Below are 22758 nucleotides of genomic sequence, written 5' to 3'. Positions count from 1 at the left end.
GAAAGGGCCGGCCCTGCTGGCCAATCTCAACCCGCCGTTCACCGTTGCCGCCGCTACCGTATTCGCGGGTAAACCCGCTCCTACGCCCCAACCCCCGCCGTAGTCCGCAACCGCCCCTCGATCCGCCGCTTAAGGCGCCGCTGCTCGATCAACAAGCGCGAACCATTGGCAGAATTGCTGCGGCTCCAGTCCTCCAGCAATTCAAGGCACGAGTGGTCGATATAACTCAGGTTCCCCAGTGGCACATGCAGCGTGGTGCCCACCGGTACGGTATCCAGCACCTGGGTCAGCGCCGGCACCTTCAGGAAGGTCGCCGCGCCACTGAGGCGCAGTTCCATATGCCCATCCTTGGCCAGGCTCACCAGGTTTATCTTCAACCGCGCCGCCTTGAACGCCAGCTTCAGCAAGGTCAGGGCAAAGCCCAGCAGTACACCGGTCAGCAGGTCGGTAAAGATGATCGCCAGCGCAGTCGCCGCATAGGTGAACATCGGCATGCGCCCATAACGGCCCAGCCCGCGAAACGCCTTGAAGTCGACCAGTTTGACCCCGGTAAACACCAGCACCCCCGCCAGGCTCGCCACCGGGATTTGCTGCAGCACGCTGCTCAGCGCTACCACGAAGGCCAGCAACCACAAGCCATGGAAGATTGCCGAGGCCCGGGTTTGCGCCCCCGCCTGGACGTTGGCCGAGCTGCGCACGATCACCCCGGTCATCGGCAAAGCACCCAGCACCCCGCAAAGCATGTTGCCAATGCCTTGGGCTGAAAGCTCGCGGTCAAAATCCGAGCGCTGACCACTGTGCATGCGATCGACCGCTGCAGCCGACAGCAGGGTTTCGGCACTGGCGATGAAAGCGAGGGCAAAGGCAGCGACCAGCAGAGCAGGGTCAGCCAGTTGCATCAGGTCACCCGGGCGAATCCAGTCAATGGCCTCGGTCAGGTCTGCCGGCACTTGCACGCGGTTCACCGGCAGGACCAGCCACATGCTGATGGCGGTCATGCTTGCGACGCCGAGCAGGGCACCCGGCACGAAGCGCAGCCGCTGCGGCCGAAGGCGCTCCCAGCCCCACATGATGGCGATGGTCCCCAAGCCCAGCGCACCGGCCATCCAGCCTGAGCCAACGCTTTCCTGTGGCAGGGCTGCCGCCACGGTTGCCGGGAACGCCAGCAGGTTCTGCAGACCTGACGGTTGCGGCGCGGTGTCGAACATCACATGTACCTGAGACAGCACGATCAACACGCCAATCCCCGCCAGCATGCCGTACACCACCGCCGGCGCAGTGACGCGGAACCAGCAGCCCAGACGCAGACGCCCGGCCAGTAACTGCAGCAGGCCGGCCAACAGCAGGATCGGCCCAAGCATGGCCATACCATGTTGGCGCACCAGCTCGAACACCAATACCGCCAGACCAGCGGCCGGACCGCTCACCTGCAGCGGCGAGCCGGCAAGGAAACCCACGACAATGCCGCCGATAATTCCGGTAATCAGGCCTTTCGCCGGAGGCATGCCCGAGGCGATCGCAATGCCCATGCACAACGGCAGGGCCACCAGGAAGACCACCACCGACGCCAGCAACTCACGCGGCAGGGCCGCTTTCAACTGTGTAATGTTCACCGTGTTTCTCCTTTCTCTAAACACACGGCCATTCCCCTGGCCGTGGGCACATTTGCCCCTGAAGAGCGCGCAAGCGCAGGCCGCCAGCGGGCTTGCCGGCAGGGCAGTCAGGGAATTCAAGGCAGCCGAAGGCCGCGCCACACCCCACAGGGTGCAGCCGGCTATCAAGGTTCTAGCGGCGGACGGGTCGCTTAGTAGCGGCCTCTCGGAGTGGCGCAGGGCACGGGTTCACCCGCGGCCAAGGGCAGGAAGCTGTCGCTGGCAGCGTCATAGGCTTCGATCTTGCTGGTCTCGATGTCGTACACCCAACCATGAATGAACAGCTCACCGGCCGCCAGGCGCGAAGCCACCGAAGGATGGGTGCGCAAGTGATGCAACTGGGCGATGACGTTTTCTTTGGTCAGCACTTGCATCGTCTCGTGTTCGCTGCCGCAGGAGCAGTTGTTCTCGACCACGGTGCGGGCCACTTCAGCGTGGCGCAACCAGGCGCCAACGGTAGGCATCTTGGTCAGCGACTGCGGGTTGAGTACCGCACGCATGGCGCCACAGTCGGAGTGGCCACAGATGATGATGTGGTGCACTTTAAGCGCCATCACGGCGTACTCGATGGCGCTGGAAACACCCCCGTTCATCTGGCCATAAGGCGGTACCACGTTACCCACGTTACGGGTTACGAACAGGTCGCCTGGCGAGCTCTGGGTGATCAGCTCGGGAACGATGCGCGAATCGGCACAGGTGATGAACATGGCGCGTGGTGTTTGCGCGGTGGCGAGCTTCTTGAACAGCTCTTGCTGATCCGGGAAAACATCATGGTGAAAGCGCAGGAAGCCGTCGACGATGTGCTTAAGGGCAGCATCGGCGCTTTCCGCGGGGACCTGCGGTACGACCTTGGATGGGTCCTTGACGGGCATGATTCATCCTCTTGACGGTGTGTAGGTAAATCCATTTTACCGGTGAAAGATTCAGGCTATGCAGGGTTTTAGATGACACGCACGGGCCATAGATCACAGTCGGTGTGGACTTATTACCTACGCTAGCGGGGAAAACTTAACTGAAACTTAATTAGAAGGCTCTAGAACGGGCGTTCCAGAGAAAAAGGCGGGAGTTGGATAATAGCAAAAAAACATCAGTTGCCAATATGTATTAGCACAATTATTGGTTGTTATTAGTTGCGTTGTGAGCAATGCGCAGCCCCTGTGGGGGCGGGTTCATGTCAGAACAGCGCCATCTGCCCACCCGGCGGGCAAAACGCCGAGCAATCCAGCGCCTGCGCCTCGCGCCCTTCGAAGTCCAGCCGCTTCATTGCCTTGGCAAAGCGCTGCGCCAGTAACTCGGCAAACACCCCTTCACCACGCATGCGCACGCCAAACCGGCTGTCGTACAGCTCGCCGCCGCGGCTCTGGCGGATCAGGCTCAGAACATGCGCCGCCCGCTGCGGGTAATGGTCCTGCAACCATTGCTCGAACAACGGCGCCACCTCGCGCGGCAAGCGCAGCATCATGTAGGCCGCACTCTGTGCGCCAGCCTCCCTGGCCGCCTCCAGCAGGCGCTCCAGCTCACTGTCGTTGATCATCGGAATCATCGGCGAACACAAAACGCCCACCGGTACGCCCGCTTCACGCAATACCCGGATGGCCCTCAACCTTGCACCGGGTGAAGCCGCTCGGGGTTCGAGCACCCGTTTGAGACCATCGTCCAGCGTAGTCAGGCTGATCATCACCCGTGCCAGGCGCTGGCGGGCCATCTCGGCCAGCAGGTCGAGGTCGCGCAGCACCAGTGAACCCTTGGTGACAATGGTCACCGGGTGACGGAAACGCAGTAACACTTCAAGCAAGCGCCGGGTCAATAACTGTTCCCGCTCGATCGGCTGGTAGGGGTCGGTGTTGGAGCCGAGATTGATCGGCGCGCACACGTAGCCCGGTTTGCTCAATTGCTGTGCCAGCACCTCGGCGGCGTTGGTCTTGGCAATCAGTTTGGTCTCGAAATCCAGGCCGGGAGAAAGGTCCCAGTAGGCGTGTGAGGGGCGGGCATAGCAGTAGATGCAGCCATGCTCACAGCCACGGTAAGGGTTGATGGAGCGATCGAAGGGCAGGTCGGGCGAGGTGTTGCGGCTGATCACCGACTTGGCCGTCTCGGTCCGCACCTCGGTGCCCTGGGTTTGCGGCACTTCCTGGTACCAGCCGTCATCTTCCGCCACCGAATGACCAGGGGCAAAGCGGTTGTGTGGGTTGTGTGCCGTGCCACGGCCCTTTTGCGGTGCTGGAGGAATCATGGCTCACCCGAATACTGTATTCATATACAGTACAACGCATCCCAGGATCTTTCCAGCACCTCTGGTCTGGCTAATTCAGGCCATGCCAATTGAGGTACGCTGCCTGGCTCGATTGCCGCCCTAGAAATGCCTCGATGCCTTCACGTAACGGGCGGGATGCCCCTGGGACGAACAGTGCTTCCTGCAGTGCCCGGCCCGTGACTCCGTTCAACAGGCCCTCGGCTTCGAAGCGGGTGAACACATCGAAGGCATGCACATCCGACCACAGGTAGGCGTAGTAACCAGCATCGTAGCCGTTTACAAGGTGGTCGAAGGCATGCGCCGGATGTTCGAAATCAGCGAGCGGCCAGTAACCACAACGCTCGCGGGCATCACCCAGTCGCTGTTCCAAGGACCTGCCATCGTTTGGTGTGCCATGCAGGTCCATGTCGAACAACGCCAGGCACAGATCACTCGCGATCTCCTCCACGCCCTGCTGTCGTAACTGCTGCAGGCACCCATCGGCTTGCTTGCGGGATAGTTGGCGGCCGTCCTGCGTGCGCGCCGAGATCGCCACCAGATAGTCTGCATCCCAGACCCAACGCTCGAACAGCTTGCCGAACAACTCCACACCATCGGTGCCCAACTCGGTCACGTTGGACATGACGTGGTTCGTCGTACGCACCAGCAGGTGGTGCAGGGCATGGCCGAATTCATGGAAAAGCTTGCGCAGTGACAAATGGTCGAGCAACGGCTGAAAACCTGACAGCGCTTGCGGTACATCACTGAACACCACCACCGAGGCTGCCTGGTAGATACCCTCTGCATCGACCCGGCGATTCCTTACGTAAGTGGTGAACACCGCGTCTGGCTGCTTGCCTGCGTGTTGCACGGCATCCAGATACAGAAAGCCAATGAAAGCGCTGTCCTGCCACACCTCGAATGGCTGCACGCTGTCATCCCAAGCAGGCAGCGCTTTGGGCTGCAGCACTGCACCAAACAACTTCCGCGCCAATTGCTGTAACGCACTGACAACGGTATTCAGCGGGAAGTAATCGCGCAGCGCTTCGGCAGGACACTCACTGCGCGAAGCACGCCGCAGGTACTCGAAATCCCAGGGTTGAGGTTTGCCCAGGCCCTGCTCGGTAGCCCCGCGCTCCACCTGCGAACGCCACCGCAACATGGCGGGTCGCACATGATCGGCCAGATCGTGAAGAAAGCCGCATACCTGGGCTACCGAGCCCGCACTCTTCACCTGCAGACTCTGCTCCAGATGGCCGGAATAACCGAGCAGGAGAGCCTTCGCCTCAAGCAACTGCGCCAGTTGCTGCAGATACGTGCCGTTGTCCTGTTGCGGATCATGGCTGATGCCGCGGGCGTGGAAAGCCCGGTACACACGCTCACGGAGCTGGCGGTTGGCAGCATGTTTGAGCACCTCTCGAGTAGTCAGCGTGTCACAGGCAATCAGCCACCCCTGCTTACCTGCTTGTTGCGCTCCTGCAGCCAATTCGTCGCGTACGCGCTGCGGGAGGCCGCTCAGCTCGGCTTCATCGGTGACAGTGAACCCAGGCCTGTTGATGTTGCCGCGGAACGCCTCGCGTACAGTGCCAATCTGCTCCTGAAGGTTTGCCAGACGCGCTTTGCCTGTGGAGTCGAGTAACGCACCGCCAGCGGCGAACTTGTCCAGGTGCCAACGCAAGGTGGCGCGCTTTCCGGTATCCAGTTGTTTGCCGATGTCACTGCCGGCCAAGCGTTCATAAAGCTCATGCAAGCCAGTGTTGGCGAATTTCTGCTCGAAGCGTGCCGTCACTCTGCCGTAGAAATCGATGATGGCGTTGGCCCAGGCCGTATCCCGGCCGACCAGTGGTGAGGCGGCATACAACACTGCCAGCAGTCGGCTATCCAGCCCATCCACCGCCAGCACCACGTCATCCCAGGTGGGCATGGTTCGTTGATCACGGATGATGCGTTCGACACCGTTCTCGTGTGCCTGCAGCACGTGAGCGAATGCCGCCTGCATGTTTTCGAGGGTGATGGAGGAGTAATCGACGGGGATATGGCTATCTTGCAGAAGAGGGTTGGCCATGACGCACACCTTGCTGATAGAAATGAGCAAGAGAGCTTGCATGGCCAGCGTGTGCCAGGTGGCCTGACTATCTAACACCTGTCCATGCCTGCCCGGGCATTGCGCCCGGGTGGCATGACCGTATTACTCAGCCGGCTTTTTCAGCTTCGGATTTGGGAAGAACTGCACGGTCTGCACCTTGGCCGGCGCGGCTTTCGGCGCCAGGTGGTTGACCCGGGTGCCCAGTTCCTTCGGCACCGACAAGCCCTGCTCGTTGAGGGTGTCGGTAAAGCCGCAAGCTACACACTCGCGGTGCGGTACGCCGTCTTCGTTCCACATCATCAGCTTGTCGGGCTCGCTGCACGCCGGGCACACGGCACCGGCAATGAAGCGCTTCTTGGTCTTGTTCACAGCTACCTCACTCATGCTGCAGCGTCCTCGGTGAGACCACTGTGGCGCAGCAATGCATCGATGGAAGGCTCACGGCCACGGAAGTCGACGAACAGCTCCATCGGCTCGCGCGAACCCCCACGGGCCAGGATCGCCTCGCGGAAGGCGCGGCCGGTCTCGGCGTTCAGCACGCCTTCTTCCTCGAAGCGCGAGAAGGCGTCAGCCGACAGCACTTCGGCCCACTTGTAGCTGTAGTAGCCCGCCGCGTAACCACCCGCGAAAATGTGCGCAAAGCTGTTGGGGAAGCGGTTGTAAGCCGGCGGGCGCATGACCGACACCTCGTCACGCACACCTTCGAGCACCTGCAATACGCTGCGGCCGTCGCCATGGCTGGCGTGCAGCTCGAAATCGAACAGCGAGAACTCCAACTGGCGCACCATCATCATGCCCGACTGGAAGTTTTTCGCGGCCAGCATTTTGTCCAGCAGGTCCTGGGGCAGGGCGGCGCCGGTTTCGTAGTGACCCGAAATCAGTGCCAGGCCTTCCGGCTCCCAGCACCAGTTTTCCATGAACTGGCTTGGCAGCTCGACCGCATCCCAGGCCACGCCGTTGATGCCGGACACGCCAGCATGCTCGATGCGGGTCAGCATGTGGTGCAGGCCGTGACCGAATTCGTGGAACAGGGTGGTGACTTCATCGTGGGTCAGCAACGCGGGCTTGCCGGGCGCGGCCGGGGTGAAGTTGCACACCAGGTTGGCCACCGGGCTCTGCAGCTGGCCGCCGGCGGTGCGGCGACGGTCACGGGCGCCGTCCATCCATGCGCCGCCACGCTTGTTGGCGCGGGCGTACAGGTCGAAGAAGAAACGGCCAACGTGCTGACCGTTTTCCTTGATCTCGAACAGACGTACGTCCGGGTGCCAGCTGTCGAAGCCATTGAGCTCGGCGATTTCGATGCCGTACAGGCGTTGCACGATGCTGAACAGGCCGTCCAGCACCTTGTCGATCGGGAAGTAGGCGCGCAGGGCTTCCTGCGACACGCTGTAGCGCTGCTCGCGCAGCTTCTCGCCAAAGTAGCCGGCGTCCCAGCTGGCCAGCTCGGGGCAGCCTTGTTCGGCAGCGTAGGCCTTGAGCTGTTGCAGGTCCTGGGCGGCGAACGGCTTGGAACGCTTGGCAAGGTCACGCAGGAAACTCAGCACCTGGTCGCTGGACTCGGCCATCTTGGTGGCCAGGCTCAGCTCGGCGTAGTTCTTGTAGCCCAGCAGTTCGGCCAGTTCCTGGCGCAGGTCGAGGATTTCGCGCATCACCGGGCCGTTGTCGAACTGCCCGGCATTCGGGCCCTGGTCGGAGGCGCGGGTGCAGTAGGCGGCGTAGAGCTCTTCGCGCAGGGCGCGGTCGCTGGCGTAGGTCATCACCGCGTAGTAGCTGGGGAACTCGAGGGTGATCAGCCAGCCCTCCAGGCCCTTGGCCTGGGCTGCAGCGGCCATCTGCGCCTTGGCCGAATCGGTCAGGCCGGCCAGCGCAGCTTCGTCGGTAACATGCTTGGTCCATGCCTGGGTGGCGTCAAGCAGCTGATTGGAGAAACGGCTGCCCAGCTCGCTGAGCTTGCTCTGCACTTCGGCGTAGCGCTGCTGCTTGTCCGCCGGCAGGTCGATACCCGACAGGCGGAAGTCACGCAAGGCGTGCTCGAGGATAGTCTTTTGCGCCACGTCGAAGCCGGCAGCCTCCGGGCTGTCGATCAGCGCCTGGTAAGCTTCGAACAGCGCGCGGTTCTGGCCCAGTTCGGTAGAGTAGGCACTCAACGCCGGCAGGCACGACTCGTAGGCCTCGCGCAACTCGGCACTGTTGCACACCGCGTTAAGGTGGCTGACCGGGCTCCAGGCGGCGCCCAGGCGGTCGTTCAGTTCGTCCATGGCCAGCACCAGGCCGGCCCATGTAGGGTTCTTGCCCTGCTTTTCAAGGATCTCGGCAATGGCTTTACGGTTGTCGGCCAAGATCGCTTCGATCGCCGGCAACACGTGTTCGGCACGAATTTGCGAGAAGGGCGGCAGATCGTGGGATTGCAGAAGCGGGTTGTTCGCAGTCACGGTTTGGATACCTTGGCAGAAGAAACACTGCCCCATCTTAATTACAATCGACGCCGACCGCAGCAGGCAGCCTGCCTATCGGCACAGATGAGAGACGCTATCATGGCCATTCGCAGCTTCCAGCAACACACTCCGAAAGTTGGGCCCAGGGCCTTCGTCGACCGTTCGGCGGTGGTGCTGGGCGACGTGGAGATCGGTGCAGACAGTTCGATATGGCCGCTGACCGTGGTGCGCGGCGACATGCACCGCATCCGCATTGGCGCGCGCACCAGCGTGCAGGACGGCAGCGTGCTGCACATTACCCACGCAGGGCCTTTCAACCCGGATGGTTTCCCGCTGATCATCGGTGACGAAGTGACCATCGGGCACAAGGTGATGCTGCATGGCTGCACCTTGGGCAACCGCATCCTGGTGGGCATGGGCAGCACCATCATGGACGGTGCCATCGTCGAGGACGAAGTGATCATCGGCGCTGGCAGCCTGGTGCCGCCAGGCAAACGCCTGGTCAGTGGCTACCTGTACATGGGCAGCCCGGTGAAACAGGCCCGGCTGCTGAACGACAAGGAGCGCGCATTTTTCTCCTACAGCGCCGGCAACTACGTGAAGCTCAAGGACCAGCACCTGGCCGAAGGCTACGATCAACCTGAATGACCGCATTCGCGGGCACGCCCGCTCCCACAGGTTGAGTGGCGCCTTCAAGGCCTGCGCTTTACCTGTGCGGGCATGTCCGCGAAGAAGGCCACGCAGCACTCAAGTGGAACCCTGTACATGCACCAGCAAAACATCCTCTTCGACCTCGACGGCACCCTGACCGACCCACGCCTGGGCATCACCCGCTCGATCCAGTATGCCCTGGCCAAGCTGGGTATCGACGAACCGGACCTGGCCCGCCTCGAACATTTCATCGGCCCCCCCCTGCTACAGGCCTTCATGCAGTTCTACCGCTTCGACGAAGCCAAGGCCTGGGATGCGGTGAACTTCTACCGGGAGCGCTTCCGCGTGACCGGGCTTTACGAAAACCTGGTGTTCGCCGGCGTGCCCGAATTGCTCGAAGCCCTGAACGGGCAGGGCCGCACGTTGTACATTGCTACCTCCAAACCGTGGGAGTTCGCCCGCGAAATCGCCCGGCACTTTGCCTTCGATCATCACTTCAAGGTGATCTACGGCAGTGAACTGGACGGCACGCGCACCAACAAGGTCGAGCTGATTCGCCATTTACTGGATGAAGAAGGGCTGGACCCTGCACAGACGCTGATGATCGGTGACCGCAAGCATGACCTGATCGGCGCACGCAGCAACGGGCTGCAGGCAGTGGCGGTGGGATACGGGTTTGGTAGCCGGGAAGAGCTGATGGCGGAAGAACCCGCTTTCCACTTCGCCACGGTAGCCGATTTGCATCAGGCTTTTAGCAAGGCTTGAGGGCCAGCAGAGCTGCTTTGCAGCCGGCCCTCCCACATCGATCGGCGTAAGCAGGGCCTTTGTGTGAGCGGCCTTGTGTCGCGATGGGCCGCAAAGCGGCCCCAAAATCTCAAAGGCTAACCATCAAACGCTGCAGTGCCGCTTTCCTTTCTTCAATCGGCAACCGCCCCAAATGCTCGACCCGCGCGTAAAACCGAACCCAATCCCCACCCACCTCACGAAATAGCGCCGCAAACGCCGGCACCCACTGGTCATATAGCCCGAACGGCAACAACTTGGCATTGTTCATCGGCCCATACATCCAGGCGTCATAGCGTTTGTCACCGCCCCACTGGCCATCACGCACCTGCCGGTATTCACGCCTCAAACGCTCAAACTCGGCCTGCTTGGCCCGGCGCTTGTGCGCATCATCCAACGGCCCCGCATAAATTGCCTGCAATCGCTCACGGCTGGCCAACACCAGGCGGATAAACTGGTCGCGCTGCTTTCCCTGATCCCCGCCAACCGCCGCCAGCCCACGCGCCGCGCGCCATTGCCGCGTCCCCTCCTGCTCGACGAACGAGGCAAACGATTCATTGAACTCGGTATCGTCCTGCACATAGAAGCGCTGGTGGGCCAGTTCATGAAAGATCAACGTAGCCAGGCGCTCATCGCCCCAGCCCACCATCGACGACAAAATCGGGTCATCGAACCAACCCAGGGTCGAATAGGCTTCCACACCGCCTACGTACACCTCCAGGCCATCCTGGCGCATCAACGCCGCCGCGCCTCGCGCCGCGCCTTGCCGGTAGTAGCCGCGGTACGCCACGCACCCGGCAATCGGAAAGCAGTGCGTTACCGGTTGCAACGACAACTCGGGCGCGGCGAACACATTCCACACCACGTAAGGGCGGCCAAGGTCGGCGTATACCCGGTAGCTGCGGTTGTCCGGCAGTTTCAATTGCTGGCTGGCAAACACCCGCGCCTGTTCGGCCTGTTGCAGGTGCGCGCGCAAGGGTGCAGGGGTAGCAGGGTCGGCCAATACCTGCTCTACAGGCTGCCGCGCCCGCAGCAACTGCCACTGGCCCTGCGCCAATTGCCCATAGTAGGCGACATTGCTGCAACCGTTCAGCAGAAGCGCCGCAAGCAGCGGAACCAAACGGGTGAAATTGCGGTCGAGTGCCCCAAGGCCTGAGCGCTGCATAAGAAAAAGTCGAAGCATCCGGGACTGTCTGACTCGCTCAAGGCCATTTCGCTCCAAGACTATCTCGCCAAGGGGGAGTTTCGCCATGCGTGCATTGTTGGTCGCCGGCTCACTGGTGTTGATCGCTGCCTGTTCAACATTGCCAGCCCCAGACCCGAACCAGGCCTGGATCGACCTCACGCGCTACGACAACACCTCGCTGGACGCCGTGCAGGTAGATGAACGTGACTGGGCTGACAGCCGCTATTTCGAGGTTCAACCCGGCAGCCATGAACTGACCGTGCGCTATCAGTTTCCGGTTAACCCCAGCAATATCGGCCCCGTCGATAAGCCGCTGTGGCGCGATTGCCAGATCAAGCTGACCTTCAAGGACTTCAGCGCCGGGCAGCGTTATCAGTTGCAGGCCGGCAGCATTGGCTTCCGCCCTTGGATCAAACTCTACGACCACCAGCAAAAACTGCTGGGTCAAGGGCTGCCGGCGGGTTGCCAACGCACCTGAACCGCACAAACGGCGCTATGCTTGTTACTTGTAAATCGCAAGTGGGAGTTTCGCCATGCGCCAGCCCATGATGCTGATCGCCCTCAGTACACTGGGGGCTTGCGCCAGCCCCTTGCCGCCCGTCGACCCGAAGCAGGCGTGGGTCGACCTGTACACCATGACCCCCGGCCGGGTGATCATGGCCGACCGCCTTGACGGCAAGCGCCTGGAGGATGGCCGTTACTTTCAGGTGACGCCGGGCAAGCACGAACTGGTGGTGCGCTTCGATTATGAAATCTACTCGGGCGGCATCATGTCACAACCCAGGGACCGAACCTGCTACCTGACCGTGCGCTTTGACAACTTCAAGGCCGGCGAGCGCTATCGCCTGGAGGCGCGAGCGCCAGTGATGGAGCCGCAGGTACTGCTGTATGACGCCAACCGCAAGGTGGTGGTGAACGAGCCTAGCGAAGTGTTCTGCATACCGTGAATTCGGGGCTGCTTTGCAGCCCCGAGCCCTGATGCTTATCGATCGTTCTTCTGATAGATGATCTTCTTCGTCCCACCATCGCAGGTCCCGACGACCATGTTCTGGTCCTCGACCTCGCTGTTGGGCACGATCTCCAGCGTGTAGGACGTAACCCCTTGGGCCTGGATCTTGGCCTCGATCTCGGCTTTCAGCTCCTCGCATGGCTTGACGGCCGCCAGCGCAGACGTGGCGAAAAGGGTAGCCAACACAGCGGTAGCTACGCGAATCATGGAACGGCTCCTGAAAAGGGCAGTGGCGCTGCCGACTTTCTTTAGACTACAGCAAACCACTACCGTTGCACCGTTTCACCCCACCAACGCTGCATCCAGGCTGATCTTCGCATTCAAAACCTTGGACACCGGGCAGCCTTCCTTCGCCTTGTTGGCAATCTCCAGGAATTGAGCCTCGCTGGCCCCGGGTACCTTGGCCCTGAGCACCAGGTGCACGGCAGTAATGGCAAAACCGTCCGCTTGCTTGTCGAGCGTCACCTCTGCAACCGTGTCGATCCGCTCTGCGGTAAGCCCCGCCTCGCCGAGCATCATTGATAGCGCCATCGAGAAACAACCGGCATGCGCCGCGCCGATCAGCTCCTCCGGGTTGGTACCGGGTGTGCCCTCGAAACGTGTATTGAAGCCATAAGGGTTCTGCTTGAGTGCGCCGCTTTCGGTAGAAAGCAGACCTTTTCCATCCTTCAGGCCACCTTGCCAGATCGCCGATGCTGTCTTTTTCATGATGCCTCCTGGTCACTGGGTTGCTTACCTACGGTTCAGAGGCCTGCCGACTGCCGCAAGTTCAGAGCAATATGCTTGCAGCCATTGAATCCAACGAATGCGCCCATACAGAATCAAAAAGGCCTCTGGCCAATCACTTTTGCGGAGGCTCCATGACGCAGCTGCGTGACCTGAAGATTTCCACCCTGGACCTGGTGCCCGTACGCGCCGACGCTGGCCCCGCGCAATCGCTGCGCAACTCGCTGGACCTGGCGCAGCATGTCGAGCGCTTTGGCTATAACCGTTTTTGGGTGGCCGAACACCACAACATGGACGGCATCGCCAGTTCGGCGACTTCGGTGCTGATCGGCTACCTGGCCGGTGGGACCTCACGTATTCGCGTGGGCTCTGGCGGGGTAATGCTGCCCAACCATGCGCCGCTGGTAATTGCCGAGCAGTTCGGCACCTTGGCCAGCCTGTATCCGGGGCGGATCGACCTTGGCCTGGGCCGTGCGCCGGGTTCGGACCAAATGACCGCCTATGCCCTGCGACGCGAGCGCGCTGGCAGCCCGGATGACTTCCCGGACGATGTCGAGGAGCTTTCGCGCTACCTCGGGCCACGCACCGATGATCAAAAAGTGATCGCCGTACCCGGGCACGACACCGACGTGCCAATGTGGTTGCTGGGATCCAGCCTGTTCAGCGCCCAGCTGGCCGGCATGCGCGGCATGCCCTACGCCTTCGCCTCGCATTTCGCACCACGCTACATGCACGAGGCAATTCGCGTATATCGCAACCATTTCAGGCCCTCGACCACGCTGGATAAGCCGTATGTGATGCTGGGCATTCCCATGGTGGTGGCGCAGACCGACGAGAAGGCCGAATACCTGGCCACCTCGGTCTATCAGCGCATCCTGGCGCTGATTCGCGGACAGAGCCTGATGCAGAAGCCACCCGTGGAAAGCATGGATGGGCTGTGGTTGCCCCATGAGCGAGAGACGGTGGGCAGCTTCCTGGGGTTGGCCATGATCGGCAGCCCGCAGAAGGTAAAGGCCAAGGTAGAAGTGCTGCTGGAACAGACGGGTGCGGATGAGCTGATCTTTACCTGTGACCTGTATGAGCATGCGGACCGCATTCGGTCATATGAGCTGATGGCGCAGGCCCTCAAGACCGAGTGATCCTCGTCGCGGGCTCGCCCGTTTCCACCGTTTGACTGGAGCCTTCAAGGCCTGCGCTGTTGGACTGTGGGAGCGGGCAAGCCCGCGTATGAGCGGGCCCATCAGCCGCGGCGGTACACAATCTCCTTGGTACCGGCCTCACAGCTACCAATGACCTTGCCCGCCGGCTCGCCTTTCTTGACGATCTCCAGCTTGTAGCCAGTGACGCCCTTGGCATCCAGCTTGGCCGCAATTTCCGCCTTCAGTTCCTCACACGGTTTGCCCGCTGCCAGCGCACCACCGGCCAGGGTCATCAGGCCCAGCGCCAGAATCAGTTTGTTCATCACTCGCTTTCCTTGTGCAGATGAAATCAGAAGGGGACCCCACCAAGGCGCCCCGTTCCTGAATACCTCATCACGCCGAGATCATGCAGCCCGACGCTATATCAGCTATTGGCGATACGGAAGCCGACCTTCAGCGTGACCTGGAAGTGCGCCGCCTTGTTGTCACGGATATGGCCACGGGTATCGACCACTTCGAACCATTCCAGGTGCTTGATGCTTTTGCCGGCTTCAGCCAGAGCATTGTTGATGGCGTCTTCGATACTGGTGGGCGAAGACCCTACCAGTTCGATTTTCTTGTAGGTGTGATGATCGGTCATGAGTGCTCTCCATGGGTGACAGTGAGTTTCAGCCTAGCAGCGCAGGCCTGGTTTACCTGCGAGCGGTCACTGTCAGCGAAAGTTCGATCGCACTTTCTCGCAGACCAAGGGTCGCAATCCTTAGAGCCCATACTGCAAAGGAGAGTCAACATGCACCGTAACTCGCTGCGTAAAACGTCCCTGGAAAGCATGGAAGCGGAGATCGAGAGCCTTCTGAAAAGCTTGGAAAACCTCAAGCATGATGCGTCGGAAGAGTCCCAGAAGTCGGTGAAGGCAATCCGCAGCAACGCTGAAAGCGCACTGCGTCATTCGCGCAGCCTACTGAGCGATGCGTACGAGGAAGTGAAGCAGCGCACCCGCCAGACCGGCATAGCCACCCGGGACTACGCCCAGGAACACCCCTACACCACCGCCGGTGTGGCCATTGGTGCGCTGGGCCTGCTGGCGGCGTACCTGATGTGCAAGCGAAACTAAGCGCCCTGCCGCGCAAGTTCTGCCCGTAACCACTGCGCCAACTGCTCGGCGCGCCCGTCTGCGGCGCGCCGTGGCACCCACAATGCCAGCGCCGCCTGGGTAGGTGAAAAGCCCCACGGCGCACTCAAGCGGCCCGCCCGCAGGTCATCGGCGACCAGTGGCTGCGGTGCAATCGCCACGCCCAATCCGGCCACGGCAGCTTCCAGCAGGTAATACAGGTGCTCGAAAGCCTGGCCATAGTGAATGGCCGCCGGGTCCAGGCCCTGTTGCAGCGCCCAGGTCGGCCAGGCTTGCGGGCGTGAAGTGGTGTGCAGCAAGGCTTCGCCCAGCAGCGCCTTGGCGGGCGCCCCCTGCAAGCGCTGGAAGCCTGCGAAATGCGGGCTGAGCACCGGTCCGATGCATTCCTCGGCCAGCACATGCACCTGCATGTCCGCCGGCCACGGTGGCTCGGCATACACCAACAACGCATCCAGCCCAGGCCGTCGCGGGTCAAGGTCGCCCTCACCCGCCGACAAGTGCAAGCGCAGCTCAGGCAAATCCGCCTGCAACCGCCCCAGCCGCGGGATGAACCAGCGCGCCAGCAAGCTGCCCGAGCAGCCCAGTACGAACGGCGCCTCACTCACATCACGGCTGAGCTCGGAACACACACTGCGCAGCCGGTCGAAGGCCTCACCGCTGGCATCGCGCAGACGAACACCCGCATCTGTGAGTTTGATGCCGCGCCCGTCCTTGACGAAAAGGGCGACGCCCAGATGCTCCTCAAGCACCTTGATCTGCCGGCTGACAGCGCCGTGGGTCACGTGTAGCGCTTCCGCTGCCTGGCTGACACTGTTCAGCCTGGCTGTAGCCTCGAAGGCACGCAGGGCATTGAGGGGAGGGAGGTCGTGGGCCATTTTACCTGTGAGTTTTTCTGACAAGTTTGCGCAATCTTATCGGTTTTCAGCCGAGCTTGCCGTGGTTAGAGTAAAGCCCATCACTCATTCACTACGCCTTGGAGCGCCCCATGACCCAGTCCCAATACCGCCCCGGCCCCGACGCCAATGGCCTGTTCGGCTCGTTTGGCGGCCGCTATGTGGCCGAAACCCTGATGCCACTGGTGCTGGACCTGGCCCGCGAATACGAAGCGGCCAAGGCAGACCCCAAGTTCCTTGAAGAGCTGGCGTACTTCCAGCGCGACTACATCGGCCGCCCCAATCCACTGTACTTCGCCGAGCGCCTGACCGAGCATTGCGGCGGGGCGAAGATTTTCTTCAAGCGTGAAGAGCTCAACCATACCGGTGCGCACAAGGTGAACAACTGCATCGGCCAGGTGCTGCTGGCCAAGCGTATGGGCAAAAAGCGCCTGATCGCCGAAACCGGCGCCGGCATGCACGGTGTCGCCACCGCCACCGTCGCCGCGCGCTTCGGCCTGCCTTGCGTGATCTACATGGGTGCCACCGACATCGAGCGCCAGCAGGCGAACGTGTTCCGCATGAAGCTGCTGGGCGCAGAGATCGTGCCGGTTACCGCCGGCACCGGCACCCTGAAAGACGCCATGAACGAAGCCCTGCGTGACTGGGTTACCAACGTCGAAGACACCTTCTACCTGATCGGCACCGTGGCTGGCCCACACCCATACCCCGCCATGGTGCGCGACTTCCAGTCGATCATCGGCAAAGAGACCCGTGCCCAGTTGCAAGAGAAGGAAGGCCGCCTGCCTGATAGCCTGGTTGCCTGCGTCGGCGGTGGCTCCAATGCCATGGGCCTGTTCCATGAATTCCTCGAAGAGCCGAGCGTGCAGATCATCGGCGTTGAAGCCGGTGGCCACGGCGTACACACCGACAAGCACGCCGCCAGCCTGAACGGCGGCGTACCGGGCGTGTTGCACGGCAACCGCACCTACCTGCTGCAGGACCAAGACGGCCAGATTACCGATGCCCACTCGATTTCCGCAGGCCTGGACTACCCGGGCATCGGCCCGGAGCACGCCTATCTGCATGAGGTGAAGCGCGTCGAGTACGTCAGCATCACCGACGACGAAGCATTGGATGCGTTCCACGCAACCTGCCGTCTGGAAGGCATCATCCCAGCCCTGGAAAGCTCCCACGCCTTGGCCGAAGCGATCAAGCGCGCACCGAAGCTGCCCAAGGACCACCTGATGGTCGTGTGCCTGTCGGGCCGCGGCGACAAAGACATGCAAACCGTCATGAACCACATGGCCGCCCAGGAGAAACAGGCATGAGCCGTCTTGAACAACGCTTCGCCGAGCTGAAGGCCGAAGGCCGCTCGGCACTGGTCACCTTCGTCACAGCTGGCGACCCAGGCTACGACGCCTCGCTGCAGATCCTCAAGGGCCTGCCGGCTGCTGGCGCCGACGTGATCGAGCTGGGCATGCCGTTCACCGACCCGATGGCCGATGGCGTGGCCATCCAACTGGCCACCCTGCGCGCCCTTGAAGCTGGCCAGACCTTGGCCAAGACCCTGCAGATGGTTCGCGAATTCCGTGTGGATAACCAGACCACGCCAATCGTGCTGATGGGCTACTACAACCCGATCCACCGCTTTGGCGTGGACAAGTTCGTGGCTGAAGCCAACGCAGCGGGCGTCGATGGCCTGATCATCGTCGACCTTCCGCCAGAGCACGACGCCGAACTGGCTACCCCGGCCCAGGCCGCAGGCATCGACTTCATCCGCCTGACCACCCCGACCACCGACGACGCGCGCCTGCCGCGCGTGCTGGAGCGCAGCTCCGGGTTCGTCTACTACGTGTCGGTGGCCGGCGTGACCGGTGCCGGTTCGGCGACCACCGAGCATGTGACCGAAGCCATTGCCCGCCTGCGTCGGCATACCGATCTGCCGATCAGCGTTGGCTTCGGCATTCGCACGCCGGAACAGGCTGCGAACATTGCCCGCCTGGCGGATGGTGTGGTGGTGGGCTCGGCACTGGTCGACAAGATCGCCCAGGCCAAGAGCGCCGATCAGGCGGTGACCGATGTATTGAGCCTGTGCTCGGCATTGGCTGAAGGGGTGCGTGGCGCACGCCGCTAAACCGCGTCGTCTGCTTCGCGGGTAAACCCGCTCCTACGGGGCCAGTGCCACCCTCTGGCTCTGCGATATCGTTGTAGGAGCGGGTTCACCCGCGAAGAGGCCAGCACAGGCAACCCCCGCCTAGCCCCCAAAAACCGATAGATTCAATGGCCGCACGGCCCCCATCCAGATCGCATGATCCCGGTGATCCGCCAGTTCATCCCCGGTTTCCGGATGCATGAATACCACCAGGCCCTTGCGGTACAGCGCCAACCAAGGCAAAACCACCCCCACCACTTCCGGCCCGAACGCCAGCTGGCAACTCCAGTCTGGATGCGGCCCAACCGGTTTCTGGTGCATGCGCCCCATGGTCACGGGGAACAGCCGCGCCGCCTCCTCGCACAGTTCGCGGGCCTGCTCCATGGTGGCTGCGTCGTAATAAACGTGGGCGTGGTAACCCTTGATCCTCTGCACGATAACTCCTGATTGCGGTCCAACCATCACCACCTGCAACGGGAGTGATGCAGTGAAAAACGCCGAAACCCCAGTGTTCAAACTGGTCCTGTTCGGGCCTGAAAGCAGCCTGGGCAATGCCCTGATGGTCGAGCTGCTGTCGCGCCAGCACGAAGTCATCGCCGTGGTCGACGACCTCAACCGCCATTCGCCGCGCCCGGGCCTGCACTTCAAGATAGGGGGGCTGGGTGATGCCCACCAGGCGGAGCAGGGCGCAGCGGGCGGCTCGGCGGTGATCGCCCTGTTACCAGCGCTGGCGCCGGGTGACCTGCCGGGGCAGGCACGCTTGAGCGAGGCGCTGGTGGCGGGGCTTGCGCGTACGACTATACGCCGGCTGCTGCTTGTGGGCGATTTCGATGTGCTGGATGAACCGGGCAAGTACAGCGAGGTGGAGCGGGAATGCGTGGCCCAGGTGGTTGATGGGTTGCAGCGCAGTGCCTTGCACTGGACGCTGATCAATGCACCGCAGGAACTGGCCGGGTTGGGCATGGAGCATTTTCGCAGTACCGAAGGCACGCTGGAGCCTGGGCTGGCTGAGCCGTTGCGGCGCTTGTCCAGGATCGCAGCGGGGATGGTGGACATGCTGGAGCTGGACTTGCACCAGGGCGAGCACCTGAACTTCGTGGTCTAAATTGCCGGGGGCTGCTGCGCAGCCCATCGCGACGCAAGGCCGCTCCCATGGGCCAGCGTGCGCAGTGCCACTGTGGGAGCGGCCTTGTGTCGCGATGGGCCGCAAAGCGGCCCCAAAATCTCAAAGGATGCGCTCCTGCTCCAACCAATCCACGAACCGCTCGATCAACGCCCCACGCCGCTTGCGCGGCGGTAAGACTACGTAGTAGCCGCGTTCCGAGCGCAAACTCCCCTCCAGCGGCCGGCACAGCAACCCTTGCTCCACCAACCCATCCACCAGGTGCCCCCAGCCAATCGCCACCCCTTGCCCGGCAATCGCTGCCTGAATCAGCAACGTATAGTTATCAAACCGCAACTGCCCCGCTGGCGGTGGGCTGGTCACACCAAACCCACGAAATACCCCCGCCCAGTCAAACCAGCGGCTGGCCTGCTCGCCCTTCAAATGCAACAGCGGCAATCGTTGCAAAGCCACAGCTGACAAGGCTTTGCCATGAGTCAGGCGGGGGCTGCACACCGGGAAGACTTCCTCATCGAATAGCCACCGGCTTTCTCCTTGATGAAAGCGTCCATCGCCAAACAGCACCGCCACATCGATGTCCGGGCGCAACATGCCCTGGCTGCGCTCACCCGTCACCAGGCTCACATCCACCTGTGGATAAGCCTCATGAAAGCGTTGCAGCCTTGGCATCAACCAGAACGCCGCAAAGGCAAAGTCGGTGGCCACCTGCAGCACTTCATGCTGGCCACGCCCGCTGGCCTGGGCGATACCGTCATCCATGGCCTGCAGCCCCTGTTGCACCTGTTCGAACAGCACCTGGCCAGCCTCGGTCAGCTCGATGCCCCGGTAAATGCGGTCAAACAGGCGCGTGCCCAACTGTGCCTCCAGGCGCTTCACCTGCTGGCTCACTGCCGGCTGCGTGGTACCCAACTCCAGCGCCGCAGCGGTAAAGCCACGCAGGCGCGCAGCAGCCTCGAATACACGCAAGGTATCCAGCGACAACCCGGCAAGGTGGTCAAACATAAGCGTAGCTAATCCCAGTCATTGCCCGCCATGGGCTTTACCCATGTTATCCACAGTCGCATCTTGGTAGGCAAGCGGTTCGCATAACCCTCAAAGATGGAAGCCCCCATGACGCGTCCGAATATCCTGTTCATCATGGCCGACCAGATGGCCGCGCCCTTGCTGCCGATCTACGGCCCTTCGCCCATCCAGATGCCCCACCTCGGCCGCCTGGCCGAGCACGCCGTGGTGTTCGACTCGGCCTACTGCAACAGCCCACTGTGCGCGCCATCACGCTTCACCCTGGTCAGCGGTCAGTTGCCCAGCCGTATTGGCGCCTACGATAACGCGGCCGACTTCCCTGCCGATGTGCCGACCTACGCCCATTACCTGCGTCGCCTGGGCTACCGCACCGCGCTGTCAGGCAAGATGCACTTCTGCGGCCCCGACCAGTTGCACGGCTATGAAGAACGCCTGACCAGCGACATCTACCCGGCCGACTATGGTTGGGCGGTGAACTGGGACGAACCCGATGTGCGTCCAAGCTGGTACCACAACATGTCCTCGGTGCTGCAGGCGGGTCCGTGCGTGCGCACCAATCAGCTGGATTTCGACGAGGAGGTGGTGTTCAAGGCGCGCCAGTACCTGTACGACCATGTGCGCGAAAACGATGGCCGGCCATTTTGCCTGACCGTTTCGATGACGCACCCGCACGACCCCTACACCATTCCCAAACGCTACTGGGACCGCTACGAAGGTGTGGATATCCCCATGCCCCGTGCCGAGTTCAGCCAGGCAGCACTCGACCCGCATTCGCAGCGCTTGCTGAAGGTCTACGACCTGTGGGACAAGCCATTGCCTGTGGACAAGGTCCGCGACGCCCGCCGCGCCTACTTCGGCGCGTGCAGCTATATCGATGACAACATTGGCCAACTGCTGCAGACCCTGGAGGAATGCAACCTGGCCGATGACACACTGATCGTGTTTTCCGGCGACCACGGCGACATGCTTGGCGAACGTGGCCTCTGGTACAAAATGCACTGGTTCGAAATGTCGGCGCGGGTGCCGCTGCTGATCCATGCGCCGAAGCACTTCGCAGCGGGCCGGGTCACTGCCTCGGTGTCGACCTGCGACCTGTTGCCAACCTTGGTCGAACTGGCTGGCGGCGCTGTGAGTAAAGACCTGCATCTGGATGGCCGCTCACTGTTGGGCCACCTGCAAGGGCAGGGCGGTCACGACGAGGTGATCGGCGAGTACATGGCCGAAGGCACCGTCGGCCCGCTGATGATGATCCGCCGCGGGCACTACAAGTTCGTGTACAGCGAAGACGACCCATGTCTACTCTATGACCTGAGCCGCGACCCGCACGAGCGGGAGAACCTCACCGGCAGCCCGGACCACCAGACGCTGCTGCAGGCATTTGTCGATGAAGCGCAACGGCGCTGGGACATCCCCAGCCTGCGCCAGCAGGTACTGGCCAGCCAGCGCCGCCGCCGGCTGGTGGCTGAAGCGCTGGCCATCGGCAAGCTGAAAAGCTGGGACCACCAACCACTGGTGGACGCCAGCCAGCAGTACATGCGCAACCACATCGATCTCGATGACCTCGAACGCAAGGCACGTTATCCACAGCCCGCCCCCCTGGATTGAGAAGAGAGGCCGCCATGCACAAGTTCTCCGCCGCCGTGTTCGCCCTGGCCCTGAGCGCCACCACGGCCCACGCCGCAGACAGCGATGCGCAATGCAGTACCGTGAAAATGGCCGACCCCGGCTGGAGTGATATTGCCTCAACCAATGCCGTGGCACGCCTGTTACTGGAAAGCCTGGGTTACCAGGTGAAGATCGACAGCCTGGCCGTACCGATCATCTACGGCGGCCTCAAGGACGGCCAGGTCGACGCCTTCCTCGGCAACTGGATGCCCGCACATCAAGGTTTCCATGACAAGTTCATCGCCAACGGCGATGTGCAGAAGCTGTCGCGCAACCTGGAGGGAACCGAGTTCACCCTCGCAGTGCCCGACTATGTGTGGAATGCCGGGGTGAAGGACTTCGCTGACCTGCAAAAACACGCCGGGCAGTTCGACAAAAAGCTGTACGGAATCGGCTCCGGCGCCCCGGCCAACCTGTCGCTCAAGAAAATCATCGACAAGAATGAATTCAACCTCGGCCAGTGGAAGCTGGTGGAGTCCAGCGAGCAGGCGATGCTGGCCCAGGTCGACCGGGCGGTGAAGAAGCAGCAATTCATCACCTTCCTTGGCTGGACCCCGCACCCGATGAACGTGAAGCTGAAAATGCACTACCTGACCGGTGGTGAAAAGTGGTTCGGCAGCAAAGGCGAGGTATACACGCTGACCCGCAAGGGTTATCCACAAGCCTGCCCGAATGCCGCGAAGCTGCTAGGTAACCTTAAGTTCACACTGGACATGGAAAACAGCATCATGGCCGAGGTGGTGGACAAGAAGATCAGTTTCGATGAAGCGGCCAAGGCCTGGGTGAAAGCGCATCCTGAACGATTGGATGGGTGGTTGGCCGGGGTTACCACCAAGGCCGATGGGGATGCCCTGGAGGCCGTCAAAGCCAAACTGTAATCTCACAAAG

The 22758-nt window shown here is 61.9% G+C and carries 25 protein-coding genes; 11 read left to right on the top strand and 14 right to left on the bottom strand.

Features of this window, described 5'->3' with window-relative positions; genetic code table 11:
* Positions 1–80 precede the first annotated feature (80 nt).
* The 6 genes from ACF8RA_RS18190 to prlC form a co-directional block, all read right to left on the bottom strand.
* Positions 81–1613 (bottom strand): SulP family inorganic anion transporter, encoded by a 1533-nt coding sequence (locus ACF8RA_RS18190; protein WP_392460493.1) that lies wholly within the window; start codon positions 1611–1613, stop codon positions 81–83.
* A 191-nt stretch (positions 1614–1804) separates the two neighbouring features.
* Complete coding sequence (locus tag ACF8RA_RS18185) at positions 1805–2524, bottom strand: carbonic anhydrase (RefSeq protein ID WP_003253046.1); 720 nt, start codon at positions 2522–2524, stop codon at positions 1805–1807.
* 302 nt (positions 2525–2826) lie between these two features.
* Positions 2827–3885 (bottom strand): PA0069 family radical SAM protein, encoded by a 1059-nt coding sequence (locus tag ACF8RA_RS18180; RefSeq protein ID WP_176682997.1) that lies wholly within the window; start codon positions 3883–3885, stop codon positions 2827–2829.
* 70 nt (positions 3886–3955) lie between these two features.
* Complete coding sequence (locus tag ACF8RA_RS18175) at positions 3956–5950, bottom strand: M3 family metallopeptidase (RefSeq protein WP_176682996.1); 1995 nt, start codon at positions 5948–5950, stop codon at positions 3956–3958.
* 123 nt (positions 5951–6073) lie between these two features.
* Positions 6074–6355 (bottom strand): YheV family putative zinc ribbon protein, encoded by a 282-nt coding sequence (locus ACF8RA_RS18170; protein WP_010951500.1) that lies wholly within the window; start codon positions 6353–6355, stop codon positions 6074–6076.
* Positions 6352–8439 (bottom strand): oligopeptidase A, encoded by a 2088-nt coding sequence (prlC, locus tag ACF8RA_RS18165; protein ID WP_176682995.1) that lies wholly within the window; start codon positions 8437–8439, stop codon positions 6352–6354. Before prlC ends, ACF8RA_RS18170 begins: the two co-directional genes overlap by 4 nt.
* A gap of 66 nt (positions 8440–8505) precedes the next feature.
* Between prlC and ACF8RA_RS18160 the strand changes: the two genes are divergently transcribed.
* Entirely contained in the window at positions 8506–9054 is a 549-nt protein-coding gene (locus ACF8RA_RS18160) for a gamma carbonic anhydrase family protein (RefSeq protein ID WP_176682994.1), read from the top strand.
* 117 nt (positions 9055–9171) lie between these two features.
* Complete coding sequence (locus ACF8RA_RS18155; RefSeq protein WP_176682993.1) at positions 9172–9822, top strand: HAD family hydrolase; 651 nt, start codon at positions 9172–9174, stop codon at positions 9820–9822.
* A 109-nt stretch (positions 9823–9931) separates the two neighbouring features.
* Here the strand turns inward: ACF8RA_RS18155 and ACF8RA_RS18150 are convergent, their stop codons facing one another.
* Positions 9932–11005: an aminopeptidase gene (locus ACF8RA_RS18150; protein WP_392519406.1), complete on the bottom strand. Its 1074-nt coding sequence runs from the start codon at positions 11003–11005 to the stop codon at positions 9932–9934.
* Positions 11006–11090: 85 nt separating this feature from the next.
* Here ACF8RA_RS18150 and ACF8RA_RS18145 point away from each other — a divergent pair, with 85 nt between their 5' ends.
* Positions 11091–11504 (top strand): hypothetical protein, encoded by a 414-nt coding sequence (locus ACF8RA_RS18145; protein WP_176682991.1) that lies wholly within the window; start codon positions 11091–11093, stop codon positions 11502–11504.
* A gap of 55 nt (positions 11505–11559) precedes the next feature.
* Entirely contained in the window at positions 11560–11973 is a 414-nt protein-coding gene (locus ACF8RA_RS18140; RefSeq protein WP_176682990.1) for a hypothetical protein, read from the top strand.
* A gap of 35 nt (positions 11974–12008) precedes the next feature.
* Here the strand turns inward: ACF8RA_RS18140 and ACF8RA_RS18135 are convergent, their stop codons facing one another.
* Positions 12009–12242 carry a DUF1161 domain-containing protein gene (locus ACF8RA_RS18135; RefSeq protein ID WP_209968977.1) on the bottom strand — a complete coding sequence of 78 codons (234 nt, stop codon included), beginning with the start codon at positions 12240–12242 and terminating at the stop codon, positions 12009–12011.
* A gap of 75 nt (positions 12243–12317) precedes the next feature.
* Positions 12318–12743: an OsmC family protein gene (locus ACF8RA_RS18130; RefSeq protein ID WP_176682988.1), complete on the bottom strand. Its 426-nt coding sequence runs from the start codon at positions 12741–12743 to the stop codon at positions 12318–12320.
* A gap of 152 nt (positions 12744–12895) precedes the next feature.
* On the opposite strand from ACF8RA_RS18130, the gene ACF8RA_RS18125 reads away from it, so the two are divergent.
* The gene (locus tag ACF8RA_RS18125; protein WP_176682987.1) at positions 12896–13900 is read left to right on the top strand and encodes an LLM class flavin-dependent oxidoreductase; all 1005 of its coding nucleotides are present in this window, start codon (positions 12896–12898) and stop codon (positions 13898–13900) included.
* Between the two features lie 101 nt (positions 13901–14001).
* Here ACF8RA_RS18125 and ACF8RA_RS18120 read toward each other — a convergent pair whose 3' ends face one another.
* Both ACF8RA_RS18120 and ACF8RA_RS18115 read right to left on the bottom strand, forming a co-directional pair.
* On the bottom strand, positions 14002–14223 hold the full coding sequence (locus ACF8RA_RS18120) for a DUF1161 domain-containing protein (protein ID WP_020191565.1): 222 nt from the start codon (positions 14221–14223) through the stop codon (positions 14002–14004).
* A 101-nt stretch (positions 14224–14324) separates the two neighbouring features.
* Complete coding sequence (locus ACF8RA_RS18115; RefSeq protein ID WP_012269893.1) at positions 14325–14540, bottom strand: dodecin; 216 nt, start codon at positions 14538–14540, stop codon at positions 14325–14327.
* A 150-nt stretch (positions 14541–14690) separates the two neighbouring features.
* Here ACF8RA_RS18115 and ACF8RA_RS18110 point away from each other — a divergent pair, with 150 nt between their 5' ends.
* Entirely contained in the window at positions 14691–15014 is a 324-nt protein-coding gene (locus ACF8RA_RS18110) for a YqjD family protein (RefSeq protein ID WP_016712811.1), read from the top strand.
* Here the strand turns inward: ACF8RA_RS18110 and ACF8RA_RS18105 are convergent.
* Complete coding sequence (locus ACF8RA_RS18105) at positions 15011–15907, bottom strand: LysR family transcriptional regulator (RefSeq protein ID WP_176682986.1); 897 nt, start codon at positions 15905–15907, stop codon at positions 15011–15013. The genes ACF8RA_RS18110 and ACF8RA_RS18105 overlap by 4 nt on opposite strands.
* Positions 15908–16017: 110 nt before the next feature.
* Between ACF8RA_RS18105 and trpB the strand changes: the two genes are divergently transcribed.
* Complete coding sequence (trpB, locus tag ACF8RA_RS18100) at positions 16018–17235, top strand: tryptophan synthase subunit beta (RefSeq protein WP_010951489.1); 1218 nt, start codon at positions 16018–16020, stop codon at positions 17233–17235.
* Positions 17232–18041, top strand: a complete 810-nt coding sequence (trpA, locus tag ACF8RA_RS18095; RefSeq protein ID WP_176682985.1) for a tryptophan synthase subunit alpha — start codon at positions 17232–17234, stop codon at positions 18039–18041. Before trpB ends, trpA begins: the two co-directional genes overlap by 4 nt.
* Positions 18042–18161: 120 nt before the next feature.
* Here the strand turns inward: trpA and ACF8RA_RS18090 are convergent, their stop codons facing one another.
* Positions 18162–18494, bottom strand: coding sequence for a DOPA 4,5-dioxygenase family protein (locus ACF8RA_RS18090; RefSeq protein WP_020189868.1), 333 nt, complete (start codon positions 18492–18494; stop codon positions 18162–18164).
* Between the two features lie 52 nt (positions 18495–18546).
* Here ACF8RA_RS18090 and ACF8RA_RS18085 point away from each other — a divergent pair, with 52 nt between their 5' ends.
* A complete protein-coding gene (locus ACF8RA_RS18085) occupies positions 18547–19164 on the top strand; it encodes an NAD(P)H-binding protein (RefSeq protein WP_176682984.1) in 618 nt (205 codons plus the stop codon).
* Between the two features lie 120 nt (positions 19165–19284).
* Here ACF8RA_RS18085 and ACF8RA_RS18080 read toward each other — a convergent pair whose 3' ends face one another.
* Positions 19285–20184: a choline sulfate utilization transcriptional regulator gene (locus tag ACF8RA_RS18080; protein WP_176682983.1), complete on the bottom strand. Its 900-nt coding sequence runs from the start codon at positions 20182–20184 to the stop codon at positions 19285–19287.
* A 108-nt stretch (positions 20185–20292) separates the two neighbouring features.
* On the opposite strand from ACF8RA_RS18080, the gene betC reads away from it, so the two are divergent.
* The gene (betC, locus tag ACF8RA_RS18075) at positions 20293–21810 is read left to right on the top strand and encodes a choline-sulfatase (protein ID WP_176682982.1); all 1518 of its coding nucleotides are present in this window, start codon (positions 20293–20295) and stop codon (positions 21808–21810) included.
* 14 nt (positions 21811–21824) lie between these two features.
* Positions 21825–22748, top strand: a complete 924-nt coding sequence (gene choX / locus ACF8RA_RS18070; RefSeq protein WP_176682981.1) for a choline ABC transporter substrate-binding protein — start codon at positions 21825–21827, stop codon at positions 22746–22748.
* Positions 22749–22758: the final 10 nt, after the last annotated feature.

Origin of the sequence: Pseudomonas sp. FYR_5 (assembly GCF_043106315.1) — a bacterium.
Classification (GTDB): domain Bacteria; phylum Pseudomonadota; class Gammaproteobacteria; order Pseudomonadales; family Pseudomonadaceae; genus Aquipseudomonas; species Aquipseudomonas putida_Y.
This window is presented reverse-complemented; position numbering and strand designations above follow the sequence as displayed.